This window comes from Allobosea sp. Root483D1 (assembly GCF_001429505.1).
GTDB lineage: Bacteria > Pseudomonadota > Alphaproteobacteria > Rhizobiales > Beijerinckiaceae > Allobosea.
On sequence record NZ_LMJW01000001.1, the window covers coordinates 804,456 to 816,656 of the forward strand.

General features: G+C 65.6%; 12 protein-coding genes. 4 read left to right on the forward strand and 8 right to left on the reverse strand.

The window, feature by feature from the left end:
* The gene (locus ASE66_RS03845) at nt 1-882 is read right to left on the reverse strand and encodes an ABC transporter ATP-binding protein (protein ID WP_082613174.1); all 882 of its coding nucleotides are present in this window, start codon (nt 880-882) and stop codon (nt 1-3) included.
* Nucleotides 883-909: 27 nt separating this feature from the next.
* Nucleotides 910-2,004 (reverse strand): ABC transporter substrate-binding protein, encoded by a 1,095-nt coding sequence (locus ASE66_RS03850; protein ID WP_082613175.1) that lies wholly within the window; start codon nt 2,002-2,004, stop codon nt 910-912.
* Between the two features lie 237 nt (nt 2,005-2,241).
* Here ASE66_RS03850 and ASE66_RS03855 point away from each other — a divergent pair, with 237 nt between their 5' ends.
* From ASE66_RS03855 to ASE66_RS03870, 4 genes are read left to right on the forward strand one after another with little or no spacing between them, the layout of a single operon-like run.
* Nucleotides 2,242-3,375, forward strand: coding sequence for a pyridoxal phosphate-dependent aminotransferase (locus ASE66_RS03855; RefSeq protein WP_057188212.1), 1,134 nt, complete (start codon nt 2,242-2,244; stop codon nt 3,373-3,375).
* A 44-nt stretch (nt 3,376-3,419) separates the two neighbouring features.
* Nucleotides 3,420-4,202 (forward strand): SDR family oxidoreductase, encoded by a 783-nt coding sequence (locus ASE66_RS03860; protein ID WP_057188213.1) that lies wholly within the window; start codon nt 3,420-3,422, stop codon nt 4,200-4,202.
* A gap of 11 nt (nt 4,203-4,213) precedes the next feature.
* Nucleotides 4,214-5,095, forward strand: a complete 882-nt coding sequence (locus ASE66_RS03865; RefSeq protein WP_057188214.1) for an alpha/beta fold hydrolase — start codon at nt 4,214-4,216, stop codon at nt 5,093-5,095.
* Between the two features lie 2 nt (nt 5,096-5,097).
* On the forward strand, nt 5,098-6,348 hold the full coding sequence (locus ASE66_RS03870; RefSeq protein ID WP_057188215.1) for a M20 family metallo-hydrolase: 1,251 nt from the start codon (nt 5,098-5,100) through the stop codon (nt 6,346-6,348).
* Between the two features lie 61 nt (nt 6,349-6,409).
* On the opposite strand, the gene ASE66_RS03875 is transcribed toward ASE66_RS03870, so the two are convergent.
* Genes ASE66_RS03875 through ASE66_RS03900 form a run of 6 tightly spaced genes read right to left on the reverse strand, consistent with a single transcriptional unit; the run spans nt 6,410 to nt 12,073 of the window.
* The gene (locus ASE66_RS03875; protein ID WP_057188216.1) at nt 6,410-7,747 is read right to left on the reverse strand and encodes an MmgE/PrpD family protein; all 1,338 of its coding nucleotides are present in this window, start codon (nt 7,745-7,747) and stop codon (nt 6,410-6,412) included.
* Complete coding sequence (locus ASE66_RS03880) at nt 7,744-8,601, reverse strand: nitrilase-related carbon-nitrogen hydrolase (RefSeq protein WP_057188217.1); 858 nt, start codon at nt 8,599-8,601, stop codon at nt 7,744-7,746. The genes ASE66_RS03875 and ASE66_RS03880 overlap by 4 nt, the downstream gene beginning before the upstream one ends.
* Before the next feature lie 57 nt (nt 8,602-8,658).
* Nucleotides 8,659-9,549, reverse strand: a complete 891-nt coding sequence (locus ASE66_RS03885; RefSeq protein ID WP_057188218.1) for a glycine betaine ABC transporter substrate-binding protein — start codon at nt 9,547-9,549, stop codon at nt 8,659-8,661.
* 37 nt (nt 9,550-9,586) lie between these two features.
* Nucleotides 9,587-10,315 carry an ABC transporter permease gene (locus tag ASE66_RS03890; protein ID WP_057188219.1) on the reverse strand — a complete coding sequence of 243 codons (729 nt, stop codon included), beginning with the start codon at nt 10,313-10,315 and terminating at the stop codon, nt 9,587-9,589.
* Between the two features lies 1 nt (nt 10,316).
* Nucleotides 10,317-11,423 carry an ABC transporter ATP-binding protein gene (locus ASE66_RS03895; RefSeq protein WP_057188220.1) on the reverse strand — a complete coding sequence of 369 codons (1,107 nt, stop codon included), beginning with the start codon at nt 11,421-11,423 and terminating at the stop codon, nt 10,317-10,319.
* Nucleotides 11,420-12,073, reverse strand: a complete 654-nt coding sequence (locus ASE66_RS03900) for an ABC transporter permease (protein WP_057188221.1) — start codon at nt 12,071-12,073, stop codon at nt 11,420-11,422. Before ASE66_RS03900 ends, ASE66_RS03895 begins: the two co-directional genes overlap by 4 nt.
* Between the last annotated feature and the right edge of the window lie 128 nt (nt 12,074-12,201).

A 12,201-nucleotide genomic window follows, 5' to 3' on the forward strand; every position in this document is an offset into this window, starting at 1 on the left:
TCACTCGATGATGCTGACGGCGGCGCTGGTTGCCTTGCCGGGATCTTGCTTGACGGGTTCTCGGTCGGAGTTCTGGCCGTGTCCGTGCGCGGCCTCGATGGTCAGGCGCAATTGCCGGCAAACCTGCGCGAATTCCTGGGTTTCCTCGACCTCAAAACGACGCGGCCGCGGGAATGGCATCTTCATGTCGAGGATAATGGTCGACGGTCGCCCACCCATCACCACCACCCGATCGGAGAGGAACGCGGCCTCGCGGATCGAATGGGTCACGAAGATCACGGTCTTGCGATAGGTCTCGAGAATCTCCGACAGCGCGACGTTCATCTGATCGCGGGTGATGGCGTCGAGCGCGCTGAAGGGCTCGTCCATCAGCAGGATCTCGGGATCGTGAATCAGCGCCCGGCAGATCGCGACGCGCTGGCGCATGCCGCCCGAGAGTTCGCCCGGCTTCTTGTGCTCGAAGCCGGCAAGGCCGACCATCTTGATCAGGCTATGAGCCCGGTCACGGTATTTCTCGATCGGCAGGCGCAGGATGCGGATCGGGAAGAGCACGTTCTCCAGCGTGCTCTTCCACGGCAGCAGCGTCGCGTCCTGGAAGATGATGCCGATGTCGCGGCGTGGTGCTGCGACGGGCTTGCCGGCAAGCATAATCGAGCCCGCCGTCGGCCGCTCCAGTCCGGCAATCATCATCAGCAGCGTCGACTTTCCGCAACCCGACGGGCCGAGCAGCGAAACGAATTCGCCCCTCGCTACGTCGAGAGATGCGGAGGCGACCGCATGGATCGGCGACTGCCGCGTGAAGTAGGTCTTCTGGACATCCGCGGCCGATACGAGAGGTGTCTCGGCTGCGGAAACATCCGCGTTGGGTGCCAAACTCAGCATCAGATGGTCGCCTCGTGCGATTGCCGGTCAGGAGCCGACATATTTGCGGAACGGCGCCGCGCTCTTCTCGGCTGCTGCCAGCTCTTCAGGCGACAGCCTGAGCTTGCCGACGAAGTCATTGGTGAACAGCGCGCCGACATCCGGCTTCACTGCTCCCTCGCCGGCTGCATATTTCATCACGAGATCGGCCATCATGGCGACCTTGGCCGGGTCGGCCCAGCCAAAGCCGTTCTGCTTCACCTCGGGCACGAGATTGGTGAGGTTCGTCAGCCCGAGCCCGATCCGGGCATATTCCTTGCCGGTCGAGGAAATGGCGACCTCGCTATTGGCTTTCAGGAAGATGTCTACGGCTTCGTCGAAATTCGTCATCGTGAACTTGATGGCGTCCATGGCTCCCTGGACGAAAGCCTCGCACAGCGCCTTGTCCTGTTGCAGGCGGGCTGGCTGGGTCGTCAGGGACTGGCCGTAGAACTCGATCCCAACCGCCGAGAACAGCATGAAGCGGACATCTGTGCCGAGCGGCGCCAGCGACGGCACCGTGCTGGTGGCGAAAGCGGAAACCGCATCGACCTGCTTCTCGACCAGCGTGCGCTCGCGCACCTTGCCATCGACCTGCAGGATCTGGAGCTTCGAGAGGTCGATGCCGGCCTTCTCGGCATAGAGCGGCAGGAACGGATATTCGCCGGAGGTCACGCTGGCGCCCAGCTTCTTGCCCTCGAGATCCTTCGGCGCGCGGATCGGCGAGCCGGACAGCACGCCGACCCCCATCAGCGCGTCATAATTGATCTGGCCGATGCAGGTGATCGGCAGCTTCTTCGCCGCCTGAACGATCACGGTCGGCGTCGCCGCCATGCCGAAATCGAAAGTGCCGGCGCTGACTGCTTGCGCCGCCGCTCCCGAACCCGAGCCGCGTGCCACCGAGACGTCGAGGCCATGGCGCTTCCAGAAGCCCTTGTCGCGCGCGACATAGGCGAAAAGGTTCGGGCCTTCCGGGATCCAGGAGGTCGTGAAGGAGACTTTCTTCAAGCCCTGCGAGAGCGCTGGCATGGCGATAGAGCTCGCTGTTGCCGCGGCTGCTGCGGCCCCGAAGCCCTTGAGGGCACTGCGACGTGAAATAAGCATCCGATGTCTCCCCTTCGATCATCGCGAGCCGGCCGTTCGGCGGCGCTGAGACAACAATCACCGTGATCCCCTCCAGGCGCAAGCGTCATTATGCAGAAAACGCAATCCTGCATACTTTTTTACCGTGTCGGCATAATTTTGAGCTGTCCGGCATACGAATTTTGTGCAAACACTCGCGAGGTCCAACCAGAATCCCTGTTTCATTATACCAAACTGACGATATGGCGCGGAGATGTCATGAAATCCTTCGAGGTTCGCAATGCCCATTTCGACCGGCTCGTGAACACGGCCGGCCTGCGCTGGATGGGACAGAACACCAATCATGCGACGCCGCATTCCGCCGTGCTGGCGGCGATGGAGAAGTGCATCCGCGACGAGGAGTTCCACATCTACGCACCACCAGCGGGACTTGAGGAGCTGCGGCACGGCATCGTCGCCGATCTCGGCCTTGAGGGGCAGGCCGCGCTGGTTTCCGACGGCGCGGTCGCCTCGCTCTACCATGTCTGCCACAGCCTGCTCGGGCCGGGAGACGAGTTCATCACCACCGACCCGACCTGGAACTGGCCGATGGCCTTCGCGCGGGCCGTGGGCGCGAAAGTCACGCAGATTCCGATCTATGGCGAGGAATACGGCTACCGCCTCGCGCCGGAGCGGCTGAAGGCGGCGATCACGCCGAAGACCAAGGTCATCTACATCGTCGATCCGAACAACCCGCTCGGCTCAGCCTGCACGGCAGCCGAGATCGAAGGCATCGTTGCGGCCGCGCGCGAGGCCGGGGCCTACCTGATCCACGACTGCACCTATCGCCATTTCGCCCATGAGCACACGCTGGCGGCGACGCGCTATCCCGAGCGGACGCTGACGATCTACAGCTTCTCGAAATGGCTGGGCCTGGCCGGCATGCGCGTCGGCGCGGTCGTCGCCCATCCCGACATCATCGAGAAACTCTCGGCGGCACCGCCGAACAATCTCGGCTCGAACATCCTGTCCCAGCGCGCGGCGCTGGCCGGCCTCGGCATCAAGGCGGAGTGGTTTCCCGGCGTCCTGTCGCAGCAGCGTGCCAACCAGAAGCTGATCAAGGACGCGGCCGACAAGATTCCCGGCCTGTCGATGCCAGTCTTCCCGTCGAACGGCAATTTCGTCGTGCTCGAATGCGAGCGGGCCGGCGTGAAGCCGGAGGCGCTCGTCGCAGCCTATCAGAAGCACGACATCATGATCCGCCAGGGCGCCTATCACACGCCCAATTTCGGCGACCGGTTCGTCAAGATCAGCACCACCGTCCCGACAGCCTGGGTGGAGGAGTTCGTCGACCTGCTGCCGACCATGGTCGAGCAGGCGCGTGGCCAAAACGAAGACGTGAAACTGTTCTGAGCCGGCCTGCTTCGTCGCGGGGCTCATAGAAGGAGAAATCGAAGATGGATCTTAAGCTGAAGAGCAAGATGGTCCTGATCACGGGTGCATCCCAGGGCATCGGCGAGGGGCTGGCGCGCTCATTCGCCGAGGAGGGCTGCAACCTCCATGTCGTGGCGCGCTCCGGCGACAGGCTCGAGGCGCTCAAGCGCGAACTGGAAGCCGCGCATGGCATCTCCGTTACGACACATGCGCTCGACCTGACCGAAGACGGCGCGGCGGCGCGTCTCGTCGATTCCGTCGGCGATATCGACATTCTGGTCAACAATGCCGGGGTCATCCCCAGCGGCACATTGTGGGACGTTGACGAGGCGAAATGGCGCGCCGGCTGGGAGCTCAAGGTCTTCGGCTACATCAACCTCACGCGCGCGCTCTATCCGCGCATGAAGGCGCGCGGCGGCGGCGTCATCATCAACAATATCGGTAATGGCGGCGAGGTGTTCGACCCCGCCTATGTCGCGGGCACGACCGGCAATGCCAGCCTCATGGCCTTCACCCGCGCCATCGGCGGCCACTCGCTCGACGACAATATCCGGGTTGTGGGCGTCAACCCCGGCCCCGTCGATACGGACCGCATCTACAACATGCTGAAGAAGCGTGCCGCCGACTGGCTGGGTGATGCCGGCCGCTACGAGGAGCTGCAGCAGCGCTATCCGCTGAAGCGCCCGGCCCATATCCACGAGGTCACCGATCTGATCGTGTTCCTCGCCTCCTATCGCTCCGGCTATACCTCCGGCGCGATCTTCACCGTCGATGGCGGCATCGCCTCGCGCCGTTCCGTGATCTGAGGAGACGCGACATGGCTTTTGCCACTGCCAGCGACGGCGTGAAGCTTTTCTACGAGGAGGCAGGCACCGGCACGCCGATCATCTTCGTGCACGAGTTCGGCGGCAGCCACTGGAGCTGGGAGCCGCAGCTCAATTTCTTCGCGCGCCGGCATCGCTGCATCACATTCGCGGCGCGCGGCTATGCGCCGTCCGACGTGCCGGAGAGCGTCGACAGCTATTCGCAGGCCCGGGCGGCCGACGACATCGTCGAGGTGCTGACCGCGGCCGGCATCGAGAGGGCTCATGTCGTCGGGCTCTCCATGGGCGGGTTCGCCTCGCTGCATGCGGCGCTGCGCCATCCAGGCCGCGTGCTGTCGGTCGCCGCCGCCGGTGCCGGCTATGGCGCCGAGAAGGCCCATGAGGATTACTTCAAGGGCATCTCCGAGCAGGTCGCCCGGAATTTTCAGGAGCGTGGAGCCAAGGACTTCGCACCGACCTATGCCGAGGGCGCCTCGCGCGTGCAGTTCCAGGACAAGGACCCTCGCGGCTGGGCGCTCTTCGCCGAGCGGCTGGGCCAGCACCATTCGCTCGGCGCGGCGAACACCATGCGCGGTGTGCAGATGCGCCGGCCCTCGCTCTACGATCTCGAGGCCGAGTTCCGCGCCATGCAGGCGCCTCTGCTGGTCATGACAGGCGACGAGGACGACCACTGCATCCAGCCGGGGCTCTATCTGAAACGGGTCGTGCCGCGCTGCGGCCTCGCCGTCTTTCCAAAATCCGGCCATACGCTGAATCTTGAGGAGCCCGAACTCTTCAACCGGCTCCTTGCCGAGTTCATTGCGCAGGTCGAGGCCGGGCGCTGGGGACCGCGCGATCCGCGAGCTAACCCAGCGCAGATCATGCGGACCGACTGAGCATGGCCAGCTCGGAACGCCTTTCCGATTTCGTTGACGGACACCGTCTCTGGGCGCGCCACATGGAACTCGCCCGGTTCGGCGCCCGCCCCGATGGTGGGGTCGACCGCCCGACCCTGTCGCCGCAGGAAGGACAGGCGCGCGCGCAGGTGATCGCATGGGGCCGTGCGCTCGGCCTGGAAGCCTTCACCGACAAGGCCGCGAACCTGTTCCTCCGCCTGGAAGGACGCGATCCTTCGCTCTCGCCCGTCGTGGCGGGGTCACACATCGATTCTCAGCCGACCGGCGGTAAGTTCGATGGTGTCTTCGGCGTCCTCGCGGCGCTGGAAGCGGCGGAGGCGATCGTGGCGCGCGGCGAGCAACCGCTCCGCCCGGTCGAGATCGTGGCCTGGACCAACGAGGAGGGCTCGCGTTTCGCACCGGGCATGACGGGCTCCGACCTCTTCACAGGAACCAAGGCCCTGGAGGCAGTGCTACCCATCCGCGACGCGGACGGCATCAGCATTGGCGAGGCGGTGGCATCCATTCTTGAGGCCGACGACGGCGTCCCGCTGCGAGAATTCGGCCTACCGATCGCCGCCTATGTCGAACCGCACATCGAACAGGCGTCCGTGCTCGAACAGGCGGGCGTTCCGCTCGGCGTCGTCACCGGAATCCAGGGCACGCGGCGCTACCGGATCCGCGTCACGGGCGAGGCTGCCCATGCCGGCACGGCCTTGCGCAAGGATCGGCGCGACGCGCTGATGGCTGCCGTCCGCATGATCCGCGCCATGGACGAAGCCGCCATGGAGCCGGCCGACACCTTGCTGACGGTCGGCATGCTGCAGGTGACGCCGAACGCCCCTTCCGTCGTGCCGGCGGAAGCCTTCTTTTCCATCGATCTTCGGCACCCGGACAATGCCGTGGTCGACCGGGTCGATGCCGATATCCGCCGCGTCGTCGAGGAGATGAAGGGGGATTGCAGCGTCGAGCTGAAACAGATCCAGCATTCGCCCTCGTTGAATTTCGCGCCCGCCATTCGCAGCGCAATAGCCGAAGCAGCCGCTGCGCGTGATATTCGTGCGATGGATGTCTATTCGGCGGCCGGTCACGATGCGCGCCAGTTGCACTATGTCTGTCCCGCCGGGATGATCTTCGTGCCGTGCCGGGGCGGGATATCGCATAATCCCGACGAATGGGCCGAGCCGGAGCATCTGACCGCGGGAGCGCAAGTCCTCGCCGACGTCGTCTGGAACCTGGCCAATCGTGGTTGATTGGGTTGCAGCCCGCAAGTGGACATTCACATGCGGTGGAGCAGCGGCCATGCGATCCGATTCAAATCGGCGCAAACAGACTGGCGTTAGCGAGTTCAGTTTTACAACTTCCCGCGAGCGCCATGCAGTTTTTGGCGAGGGTGGTGCTGCGCTCGCTGCCGAGCATGGCGGCAAAGGAGCTGAACTTCGAGAGCATGTCCGCATCAGACAAGGGGTCCCCCCGATCGCCGCGAGCGGTTGTGGCCTCGGAGGCGGCAATCTGACCTGACTTCAGGACAATACGCAGGCGTGCCAGTCGCTCCACTGGAAAGCGTCGAGAGAATTCGGGGCTTTCGACGAGCCGAATACGGCCCAGCATGTCGCGGATCGCGGAATCACCCAAGCCGTCGGCGCCGATCTCGTCGGCACCGAGCCGCCCACGGACGAGATAGGCGGCGAGCGGGAAGCCGATCGCATACTGTGCCGCCTCCGTCGTCGCCGGCAATTGCGCGCCGAGACGCACCGCCTCGTGGAAGGTCTCGACCTCGACGCGTTCGATGTCGGAGGCCGCGAGAGCATGCTCGGAGAGGAGGCGGCTCGCGGCCTCGATCGCCGGCTGGGCCCAGCGGCAGACCGGCCAGGGCTTGAAATACTGGTCGAGGATCAGCCAGCGCTCACCGAGATCGACCCAGATCGCCGCCTGCTCCGGCGCTTCCAGGGTGATCGCCGGCGCGCCGGTGAAACCGTCCTTGGCCAGGTAGGCGGCGCTGATGCCGGCGAGCGCGCCCCAGCCCGAGCCGTCCTTGACCATGGTCGGATGGTCGATGCAGCGCATCATCTGGCTGCGCGGGCCGTGATATTCGGCGATGCCGAGCGCGTGGCGGGTGCGCTCGCGATCGAGGCGGAGCAGGCGGGCGGCGACGGCGGCGCAGCCGAGCGCGTTCCAGGCGCCGGAGGTGTGGTAGTCGCAAGCGCTGGCGTGCAGGGCGATGCCAGTGCGCGTCGCGATCTCGTAGCCGAGGACGAGGCAGGTCAGCAGCGCTTCGCCGTCGAACGCGCCATCATCGAGCAGCCCCTCGGCATCGGCGACCGCGAGCAGCGCCGGCAGGATCGCGACGCCGGCATGGCCCTTGGTCAAAGCGTGGCCGTCATGGGCGTCGAAGGAATCGATCGTCGTGGCCCCAGCGAAGGCTGCGCCGGCAGCGCTCGCCCGGCGGCCGTCGAAGAGCAGGCGCGCGCCTTTGCGGCCAGCACCGAGGTGGTCGACCGCAAAATCATGCGCGATGCGCGAGAGCTCAGTCTGCCGGCCGCTGATGGCGACGCCGACGAGATCGAGCAGGCAGCGACGGGCCTGGTGGACGACCTCGGCCGGCAGGCTGGAGAAGGTCAGGCGATGGATGAAGTCGATCGTAGCAGTCATGACCGCGCGCTTTCGATGTTCGAGATCAGGTTGCGCAGCAAGGTGCCGACCAGAGCGGGATCGCTGTCGCGAGCGGTCGGCAGGCGGCGCCGGGCCGCTTCGCCATCAGCTTGCGAGAGCTCCGCCATGATGAGTCCGGGCGCAGTCCCCGCCCGCGCGAGTTCGTGGCCGGATGCATCGAGGATGCGCGATCCGCCCCAGAAGGCCGCGCCGCCGCGCATGCCGCAATGATTGGCGAAGAGGGTCGGCAGGCCGTAGGTCATCGCGGTATGGGCGAGGTTGATCTCCCAGCCACGCGGATTGTCGAACTCCCCGCCGACCGCATTGAGCGCAGAGGCCGCCGGCAGCAGCAGCAGGCTGGCGCCGCCGAGCGCGGCGAGCCAGGGCAGTGCCGGATTCCAGGCATCGGCGCAGATCAGCGTGGCGGCATGCCAGCCTGGCGCCAGCTCGACCGACGCGATATCCCTGCCGCGGGTATAGACGCGGTCTTCCCGCAACGCGCCATAACCCGGCAGGTTGAGCTTGCGGTGGATCGCGAGCAGCTCGCCGTTGCGGAAGAGGCCCTGGCTGTTGAAAAAACGGCCCTGTTCACCGCGCTCGATGAAGCCGGCCGAGACCGTAATGCCTTCGGACGCTTCGGCGAGACGTGCGAGCAAGTCCGCATCCTGCAGCAAGGCCAAAGCTGCGCAATCGGGTGCGGCGAGATAATCGGTCAGCGAGAGTTCGGGAAACAACAGCAGCTCGACGCCCTGGCTGCGCGCCTTCGCGATGGCGTCAAGATGCGCAGCGAGGTTTGCGGTGAGATCGGCCGGCTCGCACAGGATCTGGGCGACCGCGACCTTCAGCGACGACATGGGCCCCTCGCAGGACAGCCGGAGGCGCACCGCACCTCCAGCTTGGGCAAAGAATGATCAGACCAGCGACTGCGCCTTGAGGAAGCCGGCCGCGACCTCCTCGATGCTCTTCTTGTCGACATCGACCGAGGCGTTGAGCCTGGCCATCGTCGCATCGTCGAGCTTGGCGGAGAGCCCGTTCAGGAGCTCGGCGAGCTTGGGGTTCTTGTCGAGCGTCTCCTTGCGGACGACGGGCGTCATCGCATAGGTCGGGAAATAGCCCTTGGTGTCGGTCAGGATCACGAAATCGAAGGCCGGGACGCGTCCATCGGTGGCGAAGACCAGGCCGACATCGACTTGGGCATCGCGCAGCGCCTGGTAGATCAGGCCGGTATCCATGCGCACGACATTCTCGCGGCCGAAATCGAAGCCATAGGTCTTCTGCAGCGGGGCAAGCCCGTCGGGACGCGCGTAGAACTCGGCATTGCAGCCCAGCTTCAGGGCCTGGCCGCCCTTCAGCTTGGCAGCGAGATCGTCGAGCGTCTTGACGCCCTTGGCGTCGGCGTCCTTCTTGCGCATGGCGAGCGCATAGGTGTTGTTCGCCTTGGACGGGTTGAGCCAGACGAGGCCCTTGGCGGCATCGAGTTCCTTGACCCTGGCATAGGTCGCGGCCGCATCCATCTTGTCGCTGACCTTGTTGAAGGTGATCAGCGAGGTGCCGGTGTACTCCCAATAGAGGTCGATCTGCCCGGCTTCCTGGGCCTGGCGCAGCGGCGCGGTGCCTAAGCCCGCGCGCTTGTCGACCGTGAAGCCCTTGGCCTTGAGCAGCTGCGTCGTCATCTCCGCCATGATCTGCTGCTCGGTGAAGTTCTTGCCGCCGACGACGATGGTCTGCGCCTGCGCCGCCAGCGGCAGGGCAGCGAAGGCCAGGGCGGCGGAAGCGAGCCTTAGGAAACTGCGCTTGTGCATGGTCGTACTCCCCTTTTCTGGTTGAATGGGCCGCTGCTCAGCGCAGCGGGTTGACGCCTTTCGGGACCAGCCAGAACTGGATCTGACCGATCAGGAAATCGACAAGCACGGCGAGCAGCGCCGTCGGGATCGCGCCCGCCAGCAGCATGCTCGGCTCCATCAGGTCGATGCCGGTGAAAATCAGCTCGCCGAGGCCGCCGCCGCCGATCAGGAAGGCCAAAGGCACCGTGCCGATATTGATGGCGAAGGCGGTGCGCACGCCGGCGAGGATGACGAAGACGGCGTTGGGCAATTCGACCCGCCGCAGGATCTGGCCGGGCGTCATACCCATGCCGCGCGCCGCCTCGATCAGATGCTGGGGCACGGAGCTCAGGCCAGCGATGGTGTTGAGCACGATCGGCAACAGCGTCAGCACGAACAGCGCGAAGATCGCCGGCGGCGAGCCGATGCCGAGGAACGACATCGAGATCGCGAGCAAAGCGAGCGTCGGGATCGTGGTGCCGAGATTGACGATCTGCGTCACCGCATCGGCGAACATCTCGAAGCGCGGGCGCGTCAGCAGGATGCCGAGCGGGATGCCGACGACGAGCGCGAGCGCGCCCGACATCGCTGCGAGCGCGAGATGCTGGCGGATGAGATAGGTGACATCCTGCGCATGGCCGAGAATGGCCGGGATGGTGCCGCGCGCCTGCAGCCAGGCGCCGACCGCGAAGGCGCCGAAGACGACGAGCCAGCGAAGCGTCCCTGCCAGGCCCGCGAGCGCCATCTCAGCTCTCCCGATAGGTCGCGCCGAGCACCTGGGTGATGCTCTTCTGAGTGACATAGCCCTTGTAGAAGCCGTCATCGTCGACGCAGGCGAGCCAGGTCACGCCATGGGTGAACATCTGCGAGACGGCGGTGCGCAGATCGTCGCGGATGTTGACGACGCCGGGCAACGGCTCCTGATGCTCGCCGACCGTGCCCTTGCGCTCGCGCACCTCCTCCAGCCGCACCACGCCGCGGGCCCGGCCGCGCGGCCCGACCATCACGATCGAGACATGGCCGTGCTCCTCCATCAGCTTCACGGCGGTGTCGAGCGTATCTTCGGCGCGCACGCGCGGCGGGTCGGCCATCATCGCATCGGTGACCTTGATCAGCCGCAGCCGCTTCAGGGTCCGGTCGGAGCCGACGAATTCCGAGACGAAGGCGTCGATCGGATGCGCAAGGATGTTGTCGGGCGTGTCGTACTGGATCAGCTTGCCGTCGCGGAAGATCGCGATGCGGCTCGCCATCTTCACGGCTTCGTCGATGTCGTGGCTGACGAAGACGATGGTCTTTTTCAGCTCCGCCTGGAGCTTCATGAACTCGTCCTGGATCACCTCGCGGTTGATCGGGTCGATCGCGCCGAAGGGCTCGTCCATAAGCAGCACCGGCGGGTCGGCGGCGAGTGCGCGCACCACGCCGACGCGCTGCTGCTGGCCGCCGGAAAGCTGCTTTGGATAGCGTTTCAGGAAGACCGACGGGTCGAGATTGACCATGTCGAGCAATTCGGCGGCGCGCTTGCGCGATTTCGACGCCGGCCAGCCGAGCAGGTCCGGCACGACACAGATGTTCTCCTCGATCGTCATGTTGGGGAACAGGCCGATCTGCTGGATGACGTAGCCGATCGAGCGCCGCAGCGTCACCTCGTCGACACCGGCCGTGTCCTTGCCGTCGACATAGATCCTGCCGGACGTCGGCGGGATCAGCCGGTTGATCATCTTCATCGTCGTGGTCTTGCCGCAGCCCGAGGGGCCGAGCAGGACGCAGACGGCGCCGGCCGGCACCTCCATGTCGATGCGGTCGACGGCGATCATCGTCCCGAAATGCTTGGAGACCTGATCGAGACGGATCATTTCAGCTTCAATCCCGGCGAGGTGAGCAGGCGCTGCGCGAAGAGCAGGCCGAAATCGGCGAGGATCGCGAGCAGGCTGACGGCGAAGGCGCCGGTCAGGAGCTGGCGGATGTCGGTCTGCGAGATGCCGCGCGAGATGAAGGTGCCGAGCCCGCCGGCGCCGATATAGGTCGCGATGGCGGCGATCGCGATGTTCAGCACCACGGCGCTGCGGACCCCGTTCAGGATCACCGGCAGCGCCAGCGGCAGCTCGACCCGGCGCAGCCGCTCCAGCGTGGTCATGCCCATGCCGCGCGCCGCCTCGCGCAGCGCCGGGTCGACATTCATGATCGCCGTATAGGTGTTCCGGATGATCGGGAGCTGCGCGTAGAGGATCAGCGCGATCACCGCCGGGAGGTAGCCGATGCCGTGGCCGATGGTCGAGAGCAGCGGGATCAGGATGCCGAACAGCGCGATCGAGGGGATCGTGATGATGATCGAGGCGATGTAGAGGACGAGGTCGGCGGCGCGCTTGCTCTGGGTGATCGCGATGCCGGTCGGGACGCCGGTCAGGATCGCGACGCCGACCGAGACGGCGACAAGCGAGACATGCTCGAGCATGCGCTGCCCGATCACCGGAAGATTCGCCATGATGAAGGCGATCGTCTCCACTTTCGTCCCCTCGCAGCGGCTTTCCGCCTTTTCGAGGGAAAGTGTCGATCAGAACCGTTCCAGCCTCGGGCCGGGGAAGCGACATCGAATGTCGCGCATGCGACCTGCCGCGCGCCTGCAGTGGGCGC